Below are 15,760 nucleotides of genomic sequence, written 5' to 3'. Positions count from 1 at the left end.
CGCGTCATCCGTCGTACCGCCAGAACACGCAGCCGTGCGGCGGAAGGACCACGTCGAAGGCCGCGGAGTCCGGCGCAACGCCGCGGACGGTGGTGTCGCCCGTGCGTCCCGGCCGGGGGAGCACCGGCCGGTCGGTCCACACGTCCGTCACGGTGCGGGGCGAGGGCCCGAACCCGAGGTCCCGCGCGTCGACGGTCGCCGTCAGCGGTGCGTCGGTGGTGTTCACGCCCGCGATCCACGTCGTGTCGCCGCCGACCGCGCGCCACAGCACGAGCCCGTGCTCGCGCCGGATCTCGCCGCTGTGCTGCGCCCGTGTCAGCAGGTCGGCGATCGCAGGGGAGCGCAGCATCCCGATGGTCGCGGGGTCGGTCGAGGGCAGGTCGCCCCCGAACATGAGCGGGGAGCGCGCGATCGTCCAGAGCGTCAGCAGCGATCGTCTCTCGTCGGGAGTGAGCGCGTCCTCGCGCGGCTCGCCGCGTTCCGCGCGGATGCCGATCCGGCCGAGGGGCAGCATGTCGGCATCCGGCCAGGCGCCCCGCTCGGCATGCGGTGCCCACCGGGCCATCCGGGCGAGGTTGTCCGCGACGTCCTCCCACCGGTCCCAGACGTCGTCGCAGATGCGCCACATGCTCGCATGCTCGGCGAGGTGCTCGAGGTGGGCGGCGGACAGGTCGCGGCCGGGGGAGAGGCTCAGCACGATCTCGCGGTCGACGCCGGCGACCGCCTCGCTGTAGGCGGTGATGTCGCGCTCCTGGTACGGCCACAGCATGTCGTCGGCCTTGATGAGGTCGACGCCCCACTCCGCGTAGAGGGAGACGGTCGAGCGGTAGTACCCCGCGGCATCCGGGTGGGCGTGGTCGATCCCGACGAAGTGCGGGTTCCACTCGCAGTCGTTGGCGGGGTCGGCGAGGGCGGACAGCGGCGTCGCGGTGCCGTGGAGGACGAGGCCCTGCGCGATCGCCCGCCGCGGGATCCCGCGCATGACGTGGAGCCCGAACTTCAGCCCCAACGCGTGGATCTGCTCGGCCAGCGGCCCGAACCCGGCGCCGCCCGCCGACGAGGGAAAGCGCACCGGATCGGGATGCAGCCGTCCGGACGCGTCGAGGTGCAGGCGGGCGTCGTCGTTGTAGCCGTGCTCACGCGCGTCGGGGTCGGCCCAGTCGGCGTCGACGACGACCGTGTCCCATCCGGCATCCCGCAGGTGCTCGGCCATGAAGCGCGCGTTCGCGAGGACCTCCGCCTCGGTGACGGTCGTGCCGTAGCAATCCCAGCTGTTCCAGCCCATCGGCGGGCGATGCGGGCGTGCGAGGACCATGGGTCTCCTGTCGTGTGGTCAGCCCGCGACGGGCTGAGGGGCGGATGCCGCCGGTGCCGGCACGGTCACCACGGGAACGGCGGGCGGGTCGAGGCGCGGCCGGGTGCGGCGTGCAAGGGCGCGGGTGTCGAGGTGGTGCTCGAAGGCCAGGACGGCCATCCCGGTGGCGACGCTGTTGACGCGCACCGGCGAGACGTCGAGGGCCAGGCGCGCGGCGGTCAGCTCCGGCGCCCGCTCGGCGAGCGCCGCGCGGGTCGCGGGCAGCAGCAGGTCGCCGAGCGCCCACGCGGTCCACCCGGTGAGGGTCAGCACCTCGGGGTTGAGCACGGCGACGATGTCGGACAGCGCGATCCCCAGGTAGCGCGCCGTGCGCGAGAGGGTCTCGGCCACCGCGGGGTCGTCCGCGGCCTCGCCGAGTCCCTGGACGAAGTCGCGCTGGTGCAGTCCGAGGAGGTCGTGACCGTCGGCGACGTCGTGGAGGGTCTGCCGGATGCCGGGCACCCCCACGTACGCTTCGACGCATCCGCGGCGGCCGCACCGGCACGGGCGTCCGTCGAGCTCGAGGACGGTGTGCCCCCATTCGCCGGCGCTGCGGGTCGCGCCGCGCAGAACCCGTCCTTCGACGATGATGCCCGCACCCACGCCGGTCCCGAGGTTCACGACCACGGCCGTCGAGCGTCCGCGCGCCGTGCCGAACCACACCTCGGAATGGCCGACGGCCTGCAGGGGGTTCGCGGTCACGAGCGGGCTCGGCAGGTGCGGGCGCAGGCGGTCCTCGAGGTCGCGGATGTGCGTCGCCCACGCGGGGGTCGAGGCGATGCGACGGGGGTCGGTCGACGTGAGACCGGGAAGTCCGAGACCCGCCCCGAGAAGATGATCCGGGTGGCGACCGCTGCGCTCCATCGCCTGCGACACGGCCTGCAGCACGGCGTCGGCGATGAGGTCGGTCGATGCCCAGGCCTCGTCGACGTCGACGTTTGCGGCCCCGATCTCGGTGAGGGCGGCGTCGAAGACGACCGCGCGGATGTAGGTCTCGGCCACGTCGATGCCGAGGAGCGCCCCGCCGGCGCCGTCGATGCGCAGGAGCGTGGTCGGTCTCCCCGCGCCGCCGTTGTCGATCCCGGCATCCGCGATCAGACCGTCTTCGCGCAATTCGGTCACGAGGTTCGAGACGGTGGCCGCGCTCAACCCGGTCGCCCGCGCGAGGTCGGTGCGCGTCGCCGTGCCGCCCACGGCGAGAGCCCGGACGAGCTCCCGCCGTGAGGCGTCGCGGATCTCACTCGACGAGCGCGTGCGGGTCATGGTCGTCGTGCGTCCCGGGCCCGAGCCGGGGCTCAGGCGCCACCGAGGCCGGTCTCGGCGACACCGCGCAGCAGCCAGCGCTGCAGCAGGATGAAGACGAGCAGGACGGGGATCGACGCGAGGAAGCCGGCGGCGAAGAGCCCGGTGTAGTCGAAGGTCTGCGCCGTGATGAACGACGAGAGGTAGACCTGCACCGTGAGGGCTCCGAAGCCGGTTCCGGCCACGACGAGCGGCCAGAGGAAGGCGTTCCACGCCCCGAGGAATCCGAGGACCGTCAGCGCCGCCGCGAAGGTGAGCGAGTTCGGCAGCACGACCCGCAGGAACGTGCCGATGTAGCCGAGCCCGTCGAGCTTGCCGGCTTCCTCCAGTTCCTTGGGGAAGGACAGGAAGAACTGCCGGAACAGGAACACGTTGAACGCGGTGAACAGCGTCGGCACGACGATGCCCTGCAGCGTCTCCGTCCAGCCGAGCCACGACACGATGAGGTAGTTCGGCAGGAAGGTGGTGGCGCTCGGGATGAGCAGCATCGTCACGGTGACGGCGAGCAGGAACTTCGAGGCGCGGTTCGGGATGCGGGCGAGCCCGTACCCGGCGAGGGCGCCGATCACGATCTGCCCGACCGTCATCGAGACGGCCATGATGGTGGAGGTGATGAGCGACTGCCCGAACCTTTCGTCGGCGAAGATCTCCGCGAACTTGCCCCAGTTGGGGTCGGCGGGCCACCACACGAACTGCTTCGACGTGACGTCCGACGGCTGCGAGACGGCCGTCTTCACCATCACGTACAGCGGCAGCAGGAACAGGATCGCGAGGATGACGAGGACGACGTAGCGCAGCGCCAGTTCGACGCGACGGCGTACGGGGTTTCCGACGACGGTCACGAGGCACGCTCCTTTCGTGCGCCCCGGCGGGGCGTCTTCGTCTCATCCGCAGCGCCGAATCCGAAGAACCGGGACTGCAGCAGGGCGACCAGCACGACGACCGCGGTCACCACGAACGCCCCGGCGGCACCCTTGCCGTAGTCCAGCTGCTGGAACGACAGGTTGTAGATGTACAGCAGAGGCGGACGCACGGAGGGGATCGTGCGGACGAGGTTGTAGAACTCGTCGAAGGCCTGGAAGGCGGCCACCAGCAGGAGCAGCATGACGGCTGCCGTGGTCGGACGCAGCTGCGGCCAGGTGATGGCGAAGAACCGACGGGGTCCGCGGGAGAGACCGTCGAGGGCTGCCGCTTCGTACAGCGTGTCGGGGATCCGCTGCAGGCCTGCGATGAACAGCAGCATGTAGAAACCGACCTGCAGCCAGAGGCGCACGCTGACGATGACGACCCAGTAGTAGGGCGATTGCGTCAGCCAGGCGCTGACCGGCTCGAGGCCGAGCGCCTGCAGCATGGCGTTCGCGACCGAGGAGGTCGACCCGCTGAAGATGCCGAGCTTCCAGATGAGCGAGGCGATCACGTACGAGAACGCCGTCGGCAGGAAGAACACGGAGCGGAAGAACGCCCGTGCGACCGGCAGGTTGGCCACGAGCATCGCCAGCAGCAGCGACACGATCAGCGTGGTGGGGACGACGAGGATCGCGAAGATCGTGAACGACAGGAGCGACGAGAGGAAGCTCGGGTCGGTCAGCAGGGCGACGTAGTTGTCGAACCAGACGAAGTCCGTCGGCGTGATGGTCGCGACGGCGCGCGTGAAGCTCAGGTAGAAGCCCCAGAACAGCGCGATGATGCTGAAGATCACCAGGCCGATGAAGAAGGGTCCGACGAAGAGCCAGAACGCACGGCGGGTGCCGCGGATCGGGCGACGCCCGCGCGGCACGGAAGGCGGGGGAGTGGGCCGGTGGCCCGGGTCTGAGACCCGGGCCACCGGAGGCGTGAGCTGAGTCACTGCAGCGTGTCCAGCATGCCCTGCATCGTGGACTGCGCGGCCGACAGCTCGGACTTCGCGTCGGCGCCGTCGACGACGATGCGGGTGACCGCGTCGGTCAGGGCCGTGCTCATCGCGGGCGTGTAGTACGGGCCGCCGGTCCAGCCGTATTCGGTCGTCAGGTCGACGATCTGCTTGGCGACACCGTCACCGAGGGTCTCGGCCTGCTCGCGGGCGTCCTTCAGCGGCGGGATGTGGAAGCCGTACTTGGTGCTGAACTCGATCTGCCAGTCGGTGTCCTCGATCCACTGCTTCTTGGCGATCTCCTTGGCCTGCTCGATCTTCCCGGACTTGCCGGCGACCACTTCGTTCCACTGGGAGACACCGACGATGGGCTGGCCGCCGTCGAGCGCGGGCACCGGGAAGGCGGCGACGTCGTCGCCGAGCGCTTCCTTGATGGCCGGGATGGCCCACAGACCCTGCCAGCTCATCGCGACGTCACCGGCGATGAAGGACGTCGGGTCCCACCAGTCGGTCGGTGCACCCATGAGCAGCGAGCCGGAGTCGTACAGCTCGTGTGCGGAGGTCAGCGCCTCGGCGAGCTCGGGCGACTCGAGCGAGACCTTCGTGTTCTCGTCGTCGATGATGCCGCCGGGGGCTGCCGGGGGCAGGTTGGCGGCGAGGATGCCGGCGCCGCCGTCGTTGCCGAGGAACAGGCCCTTGTGATCGGCGTTCGTCAGCTTCTTCGCGGCCTCGACGAGCTCGTCCCACGTCTCGGGGACCTCGACACCGGCCTCCTTGAACATGGAGGGGCGGTAGATGAACAGCTGGGCGTCCGTGATCATCGGGATGCCGTAGTACTTGCCGTCGATCGTCACGGGCTTGAGCGCGATCGGCAGGATGTCGTCCTTGATGGGCTCGACCAGGTCGGTCAGGTCGGCGTACTGGCCCTGACGCGCGGCCTCGACGTTGATCGCGTTGTACTCGAAGAGATCGATGCCCTTGCCGGAGGCGAGGAGGGCGTTCACACGCTGCGCGTAGTCGCCTTCGACCCACTGCAGGTCGATCTTGGCGTCCTTGTAGTCGTCGGCCCAGCGGTTGACCGCCTCCTGGACGCCTTCCTCACCGTACTGGTGGTAGAACTGCGTGATCGGGCCGTCGGCACCTCCGCCGCCGCTGTTGCTGGAGCAACCGGAGATCAACAGCGCCGATGCGCCGAGGAGTGCTGCTGTGACTGCGAGCTTGCGTCGCGTGGGTGATGTCATCCTTCTCGCCTCTCTGCGGGATGGTGACGGCGATACGGGAATCCGATCGGTCCGCCGTCGCACCGATCGCCCTTAATCTAATGCTTAAAAGAAGGGGTGGTCTACCCCCAATCAGATAACGGTTCGGACTCTGGCAGTATTCAGGCAGACATCCGCGCGGGATCGGAGGCGGATGCGGAAGAGGGAACCGTCGTGGGGAAGAGATCGTCGCGTGACATCCGCAGCGAGTCGCGGCTCGACGTCCTGCATGCGCTGTTGTCGGCGGGCACCTCGACGCGCGGCGAGCTCGCGCAGGTGACCGGGCTCAGCATCGCGACGGTAGCCACGATCGTGCAGGAGCTCCGGGGGGAGGGTCTGGTGGCGGATGCCGGCAGCTCCGCCCTCGGCGCCGGTAGACCCACCACGATGCTGCGCGTCAACGGCGACCGCGGCCGCATCCTGGGCATCGACGTCGCGGAGACATACGTCCGCGCGATCGTCTTCGACGCCGCGCTCGAGCAGGTGGGGTCGGTCGAGGTCCCCATGGACGAGTCGTTGCCGTCGGTCGGCAGCGTCACCGAGAGCATCGTGCGCGCCGTCGACACCGCCCTGAGCGAGACGGGTGTCGACCGCGCCCACGTTCTGGGGGCAGGTGTCGCACTGCCGGGTCTGATCAGTGCGGAGGAGTCGGCGGATGCCGTCGCCCCGCGCTGGGCGGCGCGGAACGTCGAGGTTCTGCACCGGCTGCGCGAGCGCATCGGGCTGCCGCTGGTCGTCGAGAACCCGCTGAAGGCGATCGCGACGGCGGAACTGTGGTTCGGGCGCGGGCGCACGGCCTCATCGATGGTCATCGCGAACCTCGGGACCGGTGTGGGCGCCGGCATCGTGCTGGAGGGCAAGATCCTGCGCGGCGCGACGCACAGCGCGGGGGAGTGGGGGCACGCGGTGCTCGTGCTCGACGGGAGATCCTGCCGCTGCGGCCGCTTGGGGTGCGTCGAGGCGTACGTCGGGGCCCCCGGCATCCAGCAGACCCTCCGTGAGATCGCACCGGATCACGAACTGGCCCGCGTGCCGCAACGCGAGTTCATCGTCGGGCTCGCGCGCACGCACCGCGAGTCCGGGGGAGATCCGGTCGTCGAGGAGGTGCTCGAACGGACCGCGCACTACCTCGGCGTCGCACTCGGCGACCTGGCGTCGATCATCGACCCCGAGGTGATGATGTTGACCGGATGGACGGCGTGGGCCCTCGGCGACGATCTCGTGGATCCCACGAAGGCCGAGCTGCAGCGGCGGGCGCCCGCCGGTGCGACGACGGGAGTCGAACTCGGCGTGTCGACCGTTCGCGGTAGTTCGGTCGCCATCGGCATGGCGACCCTCGCGTTCGAACGCTTCCTCGGTGACGTCGGCCTGTCGACGACCCGTCTTCCGCTCGCTCTGTAGCGCGTCGACGCGTCCTCAGTGCTCTCAGCGGAGGAGCGCGGGGCCGAGCGTATGTGTGATCACCGAGTTGACATAATGTGCATTATCGGATGTATGGAGCACACCGCTTCGCACCGGACGGTTCACTCCGTCGTCTCACCGGCGTCCGGTGCGGGCAGGCACGGTGTCGTGATCGAGAGGTGGATCAGACGGTCAATCGTCGATCGGTCGCTGATTCTGAGCGCCACGCCGGAGTCGGGATCGAATCGGATGTCGGTCTGTATCGCCCGGTCGGCGGCGAAACCAGCGGCATCCCACGTCGCAAGGATGCGTGCGAGGGCCGCCGCGTTGTCCGAGGTCGCGAACTCGGCTGACACCGTCGACTGCATCGAGTCGGCGTCGCACGCTGTCCTCGTCGGGGCGACCGGCGCCCAGGGATCCCCGTCCGCATCCGTTGCACCGGGAACGACGTTCTGCGTCTGTCGATACATGTCCGCCATGACCTTCTCTGCGTCCGGGAGGCTGAGCGGCGGCTTCGGAGTCGGCGTCGGCGCAACCGGGCTCGGAACGTAGGCGGGACGCGACAACCCGCACGGTCCGTACACGTCCTCGTACGGCGTGAGGATCAGACGGGAACTCCCATCGATCGGACCACCCGCACCCGAGGCGTAGGACACGCGGAGCACGTGATCGACGAGGGATGCCGTGTATGCACCGTCATGGAACGGCGTGGCAGCGGGACCGGTCGGTGTCGAGCCCTGAGCCGTCGCGATGACACCGTCCACGAGATAAACGGCACCCGCTCCGCCGCCGTACGATTCCGTCTCCCGCACGACGTACCCCGTGTCGCAACCCTCGTCGTCGATGATGGGCGAAACGTGGCTCGTCTCCAGCGTTGCGAGCATGGCAACCGCGCCGGCGACGACCACCGCCACCGTCGCCGCGAGGCACGCGAAGATCACCCCGGCGCGCGCGAGCGGATGACTGACGCGGATGCTGAAGGCGAACACCGCCAGGTCCCCGCAGCCGATGAGGGCGAGCACGACCGTAAGCTGCCACGAATCGAGCGTTCCCACCAGGACGATCCTGTGCGGGTCATCCGTCACGGCAGCGACGACGGCGATGGCGACGAGGATGAGAACGGCGAGGATGCCCGTCGCCCAGCGGACGACGACAGCGGGGCGCACGTCACTCACCCGGGGGCGTTGACATCTCCGGTTCCCAGCGCAGCAGGTCGCCGGGCTGGCACTCCAGCACCTCGCACAGCGCATCCAGGGTGGTGAAGCGCACCGCCTTCGCGCGACCGTTCTTCAGGACGGCGAGGTTGGCCGGCGTGATGCCGATGCGTGCGGCGAGGTCCCCGACGGCCATCTTCCGCCGTGCGAGCATGACGTCGATGTCGACGATGATCGGCATCAGACGACCTCGTCCAGCTCGGTGCGCATCTCGATCGCCTTGCGCAACAGCGAGCGCATGACGACCACGACGAGCGCGACTCCCCCGGTCGCCACGGCGGCTCCGTAGATCAGGCCGACGACACCCGGGGCGACGTCTCCGGGCACGAGCAGCGTGGCGAGGCCAGCGGTCAGGACGGCGGCGACCGTGATTGCACCGATCACGATGTCGACGAAGCGGAAAGCACCGACAGAGAAGACAGCCTCCGCGGCGGCCATCGAGACGAGCCGCCAGATGCAGACGGCGACGACCTGCAGGCACACGACCCAGAGTGCGAGGATCGAGACGGCGGCCACCCGCCACGCGATCGATGCGGTCTCGAGGTCCCGCCAGATCGCGGGAAGGATGCCGACCTGCACGAGGATCGAGCCCACGAGGGATGCCACCAGTGCCGTTCGGAGCGTCAGGATCGTTGCTGTGCTCATCATCGCCTTCCGATCTCTATCTATCGAAAAACGATAGCTGCTCCCCCGATCCCCCGCAACGGGAGACCCGCCCTAGGCTCGAAGGGTGCTCGCAGTTCTCACGGGATTCGTCGTCATCGGCGTCGCCATCGCCGTGGGCTGGGTCATCGGACGCATCGACCTCCTCGGGCCGACCGGCGGTCAGGTCCTCAGCAGACTGACGTTCTTCGTCCTGAGCCCGTTCCTACTTTTCGTCGTGCTGTCCCAGGCGGACGTCCGCACGCTCTTCTCGTCCCTGCTCCCGGTCTCGGCGATCGCTGCGGTCGTCATGTTCGCGATCTATGTACTCGTCTCACGCCTCATCTGGCGACGAGCGGCCGGAGAGGTGCTGATCGGCGCCCTCTCCGCAGGTCAGGTCAACTCGAACAACATCGGCATCCCGCTGTCGTTGTACGTCCTCGGCAGCGCGGCGTTCCCCGCACCCGTCATCCTCTTCCAGCTCCTCGTGCTCACGCCGATCACGATGGCGATCTTCGAGGCGCTCACCTCCCCCACCGGGCGGCGTCCCTGGCCGATCCTGCGGCGGACGATCACCAACCCGATCGTCGTCGGCTCGCTCCTCGGCACGATCGTGTCGGCGACCGGCATCCCGCTCCCGCCGATCGTCCTCGACCCGCTGCAGCTGGTCGCGAACGCCGCGGTCCCGATCCTGCTGATCAGCTACGGCATCTCGCTCAACGGTCAGCGCGTGCTGGGGACGACGGGACGACGCCGCGACATCCTGCTGGCGAGCGGACTCAAGCTGCTCGCCATGCCGGCGGTGGCATGGGTCGTGGCGGCGCTGCTGTTCCGCCTCTCCCCCGCCGAGGTCCTGGTCGTCACCGTGCTCGCGGCGCTCCCGACCGCGCAGAACGTCTTCAACTACGCGCAGCGGTACGCGACGGGAAGGACCATCGCGCGCGACACCGTCTTCCTGACGACGATCGGATGCGTCCCCGTGCTGTTCCTCGTGGTGCTGCTGCTGGGGCCTTCGGCCTGACCGGCCGGCGGTGTCAGGCGCCGAAGGAGCTGGTGTCGCCGATGAGACGCGTGTGGTCGGCCGGGATCGGCTCGACGGCGGCCCGGGCGACCTCGGCGGCGAACTCCGCGACGTTGTAGAGCTTGCCGGCGCTCTCGCGCCGCTCCGCGATCGCGCCGGGGTTCGCGCGCTCGAGCAGGGTCGCCGTGATCGTGCCCTCGATCATGTCGCCCGAAACGACGACGAACTCGACGCCCTTCTCGGTCAGGGCCGGGATCCGCTCGCGGAGGGCGTCCTCGCCGGCGCGCTTGGAGCGAGCGACCGGCTCGTACTCGGGCATCGTGGGAGTCGTCTCGATGAAGTGCGCCTGGTGGCTCGTCACGAACACGACCCGGCTGCCTTCGGACATCAGCGGCAGCGCAGCTTCGAGGGCGCCAACCTGCGCGTCGCGGTTGAGCGTCAGCGCGTAGTCCTCGGCCATGCCGCCTTCCATGCCGCCGGAGGCATTGAGCACGAGGAGGTCGAGGGAACCGAAGCGTTCCTTCACCGCGACGAACATCTCCGAGACGGATGCCGGATCCGTGAGGTCCGCGCCGACCGTGAGCACGTCGACTCCGAGGCCGCGCAGCTCCGTCGCGAGCTTCTCGGCGCGCGGTGCCTTGTTGCGGAAGTTGATGACGACGTTCGCGCCCGCCTGCGCGAGGTAGCGGGCGGTGTCGGCGCCGATCCCGCGGGACGATCCGGTGACGAGGGCGGTCTTGCCGGTCAGGGATGCGGCGGGAACGGGCTGCGACATGGGGACTCCTGCGGGGTGCTCGGCGGGTGCACGAGACGGACGGGACGGGGTCGAGCCTATCAATCGAGGGCGGTTCGGCCTGGCCGTCGACCCCGGTTGGTAGGGTGCGAGGACACGCTCACCGAAGGAGCCGACGATGTTCCCCGATCTCATCCAGTACCTGTGGATCGGTTGGCTGGTGCTCGCGGTCCTCTTCGTCATCATCGAGCTGCTCACCCTCGAGTTCACGTTCCTGATGCTCGCCGCCGGCACCCTCATCGGCGGCCTCGGCGTGAACCTCGCCGGAGGGGTGTGGTGGCTCCAGGTGCTCGCCGCCGCCGCGGTGTCGGCGCTCCTCCTCTTCACGATCCGCCCGCTCCTGCTGCGCGCCCTGCATCGCTCCAGCCAGCACGTCCCGACCAACGTCGACGCGCTCACCGGGATGTCGGCGCGGGTGGTCTCCGCCTTCGTCGACGGCGACGGATCGGTCAAGCTCGACAACGGCGAGACCTGGACCGCCCGTCTGCTCGATGCCTCGGCATCCGTCATCCCGGGTCAACGTGTGACCGTCACCGCCGTCCGCGGCGCCACCGTCGTGGTGGCACCCGAAGAAGGGAACCTCGCATGACCCTCCCCGCCCGCGTCGACGTCGGCGCGTTCGTCGGCCAGATCTTCGTCGTCGTCCTCCTGGTCGTCGTCGCGATCTTCGTCGTCGTCGTCCTGTTCCGCTCCATCCGGATCATCCCGCAGGCGTACGCGGGTGTCGTAGAGCGGTTGGGTCGCTATCAGCGCACCCTCTCCCCCGGCCTGAACCTCCTCGTTCCCTTCATCGACCGGCTCCTCCCGCTGGTGGACATGCGCGAACAAGTGGTGTCCTTCCCGCCGCAGCCCGTCATCACCGAGGACAACCTGGTCGTCTCCATCGACACGGTCGTCTACTTCCAGGTGACCGATGCGCGCGCGGCGACGTACGAGATCAACAACTACCTCGGTGCCGTCGAGCAGCTCACGACGACGACGCTCCGCAACGTGGTGGGTGGTCTGAACCTCGAAGAGGCCCTCACCAGCCGCGACAACATCAACACGCAGCTGCGTGTCGTCCTCGACGAGGCGACAGGCAAGTGGGGCATCCGCGTCTCGCGCGTCGAGCTGAAGGCGATCGATCCGCCCGTGTCCATCCAGGACTCCATGGAGAAGCAGATGCGCGCCGAACGCGACCGGCGTGCCGCGATCCTCACCGCCGAGGGGTCCAAGCAGTCCCAGATCCTCGAAGCGGAGGGCCGTCGGCAGGCCGAGATCCTCCGGGCCGAGGGTGACAAGCAGGCAGCCGTCCTCCGCGCTGAGGGCGAGGCCCAGGCGATCCAATACGTCTTCGACGCGATCCACAAGGGCGACCCCGACGAGAAGCTGCTCGCCTACCAGTATCTGCAGACCCTGCCGAAGATCAGCGAAGGGGCGTCGAACAAGCTCTGGGTCATCCCCAGCGAGTTCACCGATGCCCTCAAGTCGTTCAGCACCGCGTTCGGCGGACCCGCCCGGCCGACGGACGGGACGACAACGGCACCATGACGCATCCGTGGTTCCTCGGTGAGGAGGCCCCCCGGGTACTCGCCCATCGCGGGTTCGTGCCGCCGGACTCCGAGCAGGTCGTCGAGAACTCCGTCGCCGCTCTCGCCGCCGCCCGCGCGACCGGCACCGTCTACCTCGAGTCCGACTGCCACGTCACCGCCGACGGCGACGTGATCCTCTTCCACGACGACGATCTGCGACGCGTCACCGGAGACCCCCGCCCCGTCGCGACCGTCCGCACCCGCGAACTCGTCGAGATCATGTCGACGCGCGGCGGCCTCGCCGTGCTGCCCGACGTCCTCGACGCGTTCCCGGACGCGCGGTTCAATCTGGACGTGAAGGCGGATGCCGCGGCCGAACCCGTCGGCAGGCTCACCGCGCGCGAGTCGCACCGCGTGCTCCTCACGAGCTTCTCGGACGCCCGCCGCGCTGCAGCCCTCACTGCGGCCCGCGCGCGGGGTGGTGAGCCGGCGACGTCCGCGGGGTCCCGCACGCTCGCGCGGGTGCTGGCGGCTGTCACGGCCCGACTCCCCCGCCTCGCGGCGCGGCACCTCGAGGGGCTCGACGCGCTCCAGATCCCGGAGCGTCATCGCGGCATCCGGATCCTGTCCCCGCGCCTCATCGACGCCGCGCACGCGGCGGGCGTCGAGGTGCACGTGTGGACCGTCGACGACCCCGCTCGCATGCGCCATCTGTGGGACATGGGCGTCGACGGCGTCGTGACCGATCGGACCGATGTCGGCGTCTCGACGAGGTCATCTCGCGTATAACCGGCGGTCCTGGAGATCGGCTGTGAATAGCACACTCGTTGAGGTCTTCTCGGATGATCCGCACAGGTGAGTTCGTTATACCTGAGGACGACGACGAGAGGACCACACAATGGCAGATCGCAGCCTGCGCGGCATGCGTCTCGGCGCTTCGAGCCTACAGAGCGAAGAGGGCGTCGTGTTCGTGGAGCGCACCAACCACACCTACGTCTGCACCCAGTGCGAGCGCGAGACCGTTCTCACGTTCGCGGCAGACGCCGAGGTTCCCGAGGCCTGGGAGTGCCGCACCTGCGGTTCCGAGGCCGTTCGACGCATCGGCGACACCGTCGCCGTGGTCGACCACTCCGGTGACAAGGCCGCCCGCACCCACTGGGACATGCTGATGGAGCGTCGCACCATCCCCGAGCTCGAGGAGCTCCTGGAGGAGCGGCTCGCTCTGCTGCGCGCCCGTCGCGGCGGCAGCTCGGACAAGCTGAGCGCCTGACCCTCACACTCCAGCGGCGTCGTCCTCTTCGGACGGCGCCGCTTTTGTGCGCCGACGGGCGAGGATCCCGAGCAGGACGAGCATCGGAAGCGCCGACCACCCCAGCAGCCACTGGAGGGCCGGACCGAGGACGACCGCGGGGGTGAGCCCGGAGCGCAGCGGCACATCGACCAGGAGCGCCCCCGCCGTGTCGGCGGCGAGGCCGTCGATGACGGAGCCGTCCGGGGCGATCACCTGGCTGGTCCCGACGGTGGAGATGTTGACGACCGAGCGGCCCGTCTCGATGGCGCGCATGCGGGCGAAACCGAGCTGCTGCACGTTCTCGTCGGTCCCGCGGAAGTCGGCGTTGTTCGTCTGGAACATGTAGACCTCGGCGCCGTCGCGCGCACCGTCCCAGATGACGTCGTCGTAGATCACGTCGAAGCAGATGGCGAGGCCGACGCCGACCCCGTTCACGTCGAAGAAGGGCGGGTTCGTGCCCGGGGTGTACTCGCGCTGGATGAGTCCGATCAGATCGGGAGCGAGCGCCTCGAAGAACCATCGGTCGGGGACGTACTCCCCCATCGGGACGGGATGCGTCTTGTCGTGAAGTGCGAGCGGGTTCTCCGCGCCGGCCTGCCACAGCATCGAGGTGTTGTAGATCTTGTCGCCGCGCTCGGTCGCGGCGTTCACCAGGAGCGGCGCGTCGACCTGGGTGAAGAGGTCGTCGAGCGCATCGGCGATGGAGGAGTTGTTGATCGGGTCGGCGTCGACGCCTCCCTCCGGCCACAGCAGGAGGTCGAGGTCCTGGCCGATCAGGGGCTGCGTGGCGGCGAGCTGGGCGCGGAAGACGGCGTAGGGCTCGCGCTGGTCGAAGTACCCCGACGGGCCGTTCCCCTGCACCGCGCCGACACGCATCGTCCCGGCATCCGTCGTCGGGAACTGCGGTACCAGCAGGAGAAGGGCGGCGGCGACGGCCGCGGGCACCGCGAGCCGTACGCGACGCCACACCCGCAGGCGGACGGCCTCGATGACGGCGGCCGTCAGGAAGACCATGACGAAGGTCAGGCCGCTCACGCCGAGCCACGAGGCCAGCTCGGCGAGCGGACCGTCGGACTGACTCATCCCGAGCCGCGCCCACGGGAACCCCGTGTAGGGCCACGATCCGACGAACTGCTCGCGCGCGGTCCACGCCGCGGCCACGAGGGCGGGCAGGGCGGTGACACGCGCCCACCGGCCGGGTAGCACCTTCGGCAGCCATCGGTACGCCAGGGTGATGACGACCGCGCCCACGGCGTTCAGCACCGTCTCGACCCCGGCGAGGGCGAACCACGGGACTGGGCCGAGGTAGCGGGTGATCCATGCGATGTGCAGCAGGTAGAAGGATGCCGCGAACGCCGCACCGACGGCGACCGCACCCCACGCGGACCGGCCGATGAGCGTCACCAGGGTCATCGCCGCGCCGACGAAGGCGAGCGGCCAGATCCCGATGTCGGGGAAGGCGAGGTCTAGGACGGCGCCGCCGGCGACCGCCACGGGCAGGGCCAGCCAGAGCGGGAGGAGGGGGCGGTCGCGCACGGAGGAAGCCTAGATGAGACCCGCTATGGCGACGCTGAGGAGCCGCCTCACGCCGCGTCGCCGTGACGGGCGGAGTGGTCGAGGTAGATCGCGGCGTTGCGGAGGATCCCCGCCCGCTCCTCCGGGGTGAGGGGGCGACGCACCTTCGCGGGGACTCCCGCGACCAGCGAGCCGTCGGGGATGACGGCGCCCTCGAGCACGACCGCTCCCCCGGCGATGAGGCATCCCGCACCGATGACCGCGCCGGAGAGGATCACCGAGCCCATCCCGACGAGGGTGCCGTCGCCGATCCGGCAGCCGTGGACGACGGCGTTGTGGCCGATCGAGACGTCCTCCCCCACCTCGACACCGTGATCGGCGTCGACGTGGACGGCGACGCCGTCCTGCACGTTGCTGCGGGCACCGATCGAGATCGGCGCACTGTCGCCGCGGAGGACCGCGTTGTACCAGACGCTCGCGCGGTCGCCGAGGGTGACCGCGCCGACCACGCGCGCGCCGGCGGCGACGAAGGCGGTGTCGGCGACCTCGGGGGTCGCCTCGAGGAGGGCGAGCAGGGTGGCCTGGTCGGACACGGTCATCGGGGTCTC

17 protein-coding genes are annotated in these 15,760 nt (G+C 69.6%); 6 read left to right on the top strand and 11 right to left on the bottom strand.

Annotated elements, in window-relative coordinates; all coding sequences use genetic code 11:
- Window positions 1-4: 4 nt before the first annotated feature.
- The 5 genes from AYL44_RS04540 to AYL44_RS04520 all read right to left on the bottom strand — a co-directional run bounded on the left by AYL44_RS04540 (window position 5) and on the right by AYL44_RS04520 (window position 5,746).
- Window positions 5-1,315, bottom strand: coding sequence for a glycoside hydrolase family 27 protein (locus AYL44_RS04540; RefSeq protein ID WP_064002026.1), 1,311 nt, complete (start codon window positions 1,313-1,315; stop codon window positions 5-7).
- 18 nt (window positions 1,316-1,333) lie between these two features.
- Window positions 1,334-2,617: an ROK family transcriptional regulator gene (locus tag AYL44_RS04535; RefSeq protein ID WP_064002025.1), complete on the bottom strand. Its 1,284-nt coding sequence runs from the start codon at window positions 2,615-2,617 to the stop codon at window positions 1,334-1,336.
- A gap of 32 nt (window positions 2,618-2,649) precedes the next feature.
- The gene (locus AYL44_RS04530) at window positions 2,650-3,498 is read right to left on the bottom strand and encodes a carbohydrate ABC transporter permease (protein ID WP_064002024.1); all 849 of its coding nucleotides are present in this window, start codon (window positions 3,496-3,498) and stop codon (window positions 2,650-2,652) included.
- The gene (locus AYL44_RS04525; RefSeq protein WP_197471581.1) at window positions 3,495-4,433 is read right to left on the bottom strand and encodes a carbohydrate ABC transporter permease; all 939 of its coding nucleotides are present in this window, start codon (window positions 4,431-4,433) and stop codon (window positions 3,495-3,497) included. The genes AYL44_RS04530 and AYL44_RS04525 overlap by 4 nt, the downstream gene beginning before the upstream one ends.
- 65 nt (window positions 4,434-4,498) lie before the next feature.
- Window positions 4,499-5,746: an ABC transporter substrate-binding protein gene (locus AYL44_RS04520; protein WP_064002023.1), complete on the bottom strand. Its 1,248-nt coding sequence runs from the start codon at window positions 5,744-5,746 to the stop codon at window positions 4,499-4,501.
- A gap of 192 nt (window positions 5,747-5,938) precedes the next feature.
- Here AYL44_RS04520 and AYL44_RS04515 point away from each other — a divergent pair, with 192 nt between their 5' ends.
- The gene (locus AYL44_RS04515) at window positions 5,939-7,165 is read left to right on the top strand and encodes an ROK family transcriptional regulator (RefSeq protein WP_231872723.1); all 1,227 of its coding nucleotides are present in this window, start codon (window positions 5,939-5,941) and stop codon (window positions 7,163-7,165) included.
- A 122-nt stretch (window positions 7,166-7,287) separates the two neighbouring features.
- Here AYL44_RS04515 and AYL44_RS04510 read toward each other — a convergent pair whose 3' ends face one another.
- From AYL44_RS04510 to AYL44_RS04500, 3 genes are read right to left on the bottom strand one after another with little or no spacing between them, the layout of a single operon-like run.
- The gene (locus AYL44_RS04510) at window positions 7,288-8,340 is read right to left on the bottom strand and encodes a hypothetical protein (protein ID WP_064002022.1); all 1,053 of its coding nucleotides are present in this window, start codon (window positions 8,338-8,340) and stop codon (window positions 7,288-7,290) included.
- Entirely contained in the window at window positions 8,333-8,560 is a 228-nt protein-coding gene (locus AYL44_RS04505; protein WP_064002021.1) for a helix-turn-helix domain-containing protein, read from the bottom strand. Before AYL44_RS04505 ends, AYL44_RS04510 begins: the two co-directional genes overlap by 8 nt.
- On the bottom strand, window positions 8,560-9,024 hold the full coding sequence (locus tag AYL44_RS04500) for a DUF2975 domain-containing protein (protein WP_064002479.1): 465 nt from the start codon (window positions 9,022-9,024) through the stop codon (window positions 8,560-8,562). The genes AYL44_RS04505 and AYL44_RS04500 overlap by 1 nt, the downstream gene beginning before the upstream one ends.
- A gap of 85 nt (window positions 9,025-9,109) precedes the next feature.
- On the opposite strand from AYL44_RS04500, the gene AYL44_RS04495 reads away from it, so the two are divergent.
- Window positions 9,110-10,042, top strand: a complete 933-nt coding sequence (locus AYL44_RS04495; protein WP_064002020.1) for an AEC family transporter — start codon at window positions 9,110-9,112, stop codon at window positions 10,040-10,042.
- A 13-nt stretch (window positions 10,043-10,055) separates the two neighbouring features.
- Here the strand turns inward: AYL44_RS04495 and AYL44_RS04490 are convergent, their stop codons facing one another.
- Complete coding sequence (locus tag AYL44_RS04490; RefSeq protein WP_064002019.1) at window positions 10,056-10,817, bottom strand: SDR family oxidoreductase; 762 nt, start codon at window positions 10,815-10,817, stop codon at window positions 10,056-10,058.
- 136 nt (window positions 10,818-10,953) lie between these two features.
- Here AYL44_RS04490 and AYL44_RS04485 point away from each other — a divergent pair, with 136 nt between their 5' ends.
- The 4 genes from AYL44_RS04485 to AYL44_RS04470 all read left to right on the top strand — a co-directional run bounded on the left by AYL44_RS04485 (window position 10,954) and on the right by AYL44_RS04470 (window position 13,616).
- Window positions 10,954-11,424, top strand: coding sequence for an NfeD family protein (locus AYL44_RS04485; protein ID WP_064002018.1), 471 nt, complete (start codon window positions 10,954-10,956; stop codon window positions 11,422-11,424).
- Window positions 11,421-12,365, top strand: a complete 945-nt coding sequence (locus tag AYL44_RS04480; RefSeq protein WP_064002017.1) for an SPFH domain-containing protein — start codon at window positions 11,421-11,423, stop codon at window positions 12,363-12,365. The genes AYL44_RS04485 and AYL44_RS04480 overlap by 4 nt, the downstream gene beginning before the upstream one ends.
- Complete coding sequence (locus AYL44_RS04475; protein ID WP_064002016.1) at window positions 12,362-13,135, top strand: glycerophosphodiester phosphodiesterase family protein; 774 nt, start codon at window positions 12,362-12,364, stop codon at window positions 13,133-13,135. The genes AYL44_RS04480 and AYL44_RS04475 overlap by 4 nt, the downstream gene beginning before the upstream one ends.
- A gap of 109 nt (window positions 13,136-13,244) precedes the next feature.
- Window positions 13,245-13,616, top strand: a complete 372-nt coding sequence (locus tag AYL44_RS04470) for an RNA polymerase-binding protein RbpA (RefSeq protein ID WP_064002015.1) — start codon at window positions 13,245-13,247, stop codon at window positions 13,614-13,616.
- Between the two features lie 3 nt (window positions 13,617-13,619).
- Here the strand turns inward: AYL44_RS04470 and lnt are convergent, their stop codons facing one another.
- Window positions 13,620-15,173 (bottom strand): apolipoprotein N-acyltransferase, encoded by a 1,554-nt coding sequence (lnt, locus tag AYL44_RS04465; RefSeq protein WP_064002014.1) that lies wholly within the window; start codon window positions 15,171-15,173, stop codon window positions 13,620-13,622.
- Window positions 15,174-15,220: 47 nt separating this feature from the next.
- Window positions 15,221-15,751 carry a gamma carbonic anhydrase family protein gene (locus tag AYL44_RS04460; RefSeq protein WP_064002013.1) on the bottom strand — a complete coding sequence of 177 codons (531 nt, stop codon included), beginning with the start codon at window positions 15,749-15,751 and terminating at the stop codon, window positions 15,221-15,223.
- Between the last annotated feature and the right edge of the window lie 9 nt (window positions 15,752-15,760).

The organism is Microbacterium oleivorans, assembly GCF_001644225.1.
In the GTDB taxonomy this organism is placed as follows: Bacteria; Actinomycetota; Actinomycetes; order Actinomycetales; family Microbacteriaceae; genus Microbacterium; species Microbacterium gawkjiense.
This window is presented reverse-complemented; position numbering and strand designations above follow the sequence as displayed.

Coding starts and splice junctions, on each gene's coding strand:
- AYL44_RS04540 (WP_064002026.1), bottom strand. CDS start 1,315: ATGGTCCTCGCACGCCCGCATCGCCCGCCGATGGGCTGGAACAGCTGG.
- AYL44_RS04535 (WP_064002025.1), bottom strand. CDS start 2,617: ATGACCCGCACGCGCTCGTCGAGTGAGATCCGCGACGCCTCACGGCGG.
- AYL44_RS04520 (WP_064002023.1), bottom strand. CDS start 5,746: ATGACATCACCCACGCGACGCAAGCTCGCAGTCACAGCAGCACTCCTC.
- AYL44_RS04505 (WP_064002021.1), bottom strand. CDS start 8,560: ATGCCGATCATCGTCGACATCGACGTCATGCTCGCACGGCGGAAGATG.
- AYL44_RS04500 (WP_064002479.1), bottom strand. CDS start 9,024: ATGAGCACAGCAACGATCCTGACGCTCCGAACGGCACTGGTGGCATCC.
- AYL44_RS04490 (WP_064002019.1), bottom strand. CDS start 10,817: ATGTCGCAGCCCGTTCCCGCCGCATCCCTGACCGGCAAGACCGCCCTC.
- AYL44_RS04485 (WP_064002018.1), top strand. CDS start 10,954: ATGTTCCCCGATCTCATCCAGTACCTGTGGATCGGTTGGCTGGTGCTC.
- AYL44_RS04480 (WP_064002017.1), top strand. CDS start 11,421: ATGACCCTCCCCGCCCGCGTCGACGTCGGCGCGTTCGTCGGCCAGATC.
- AYL44_RS04475 (WP_064002016.1), top strand. CDS start 12,362: ATGACGCATCCGTGGTTCCTCGGTGAGGAGGCCCCCCGGGTACTCGCC.
- AYL44_RS04470 (WP_064002015.1), top strand. CDS start 13,245: ATGGCAGATCGCAGCCTGCGCGGCATGCGTCTCGGCGCTTCGAGCCTA.
- AYL44_RS04460 (WP_064002013.1), bottom strand. CDS start 15,751: ATGACCGTGTCCGACCAGGCCACCCTGCTCGCCCTCCTCGAGGCGACC.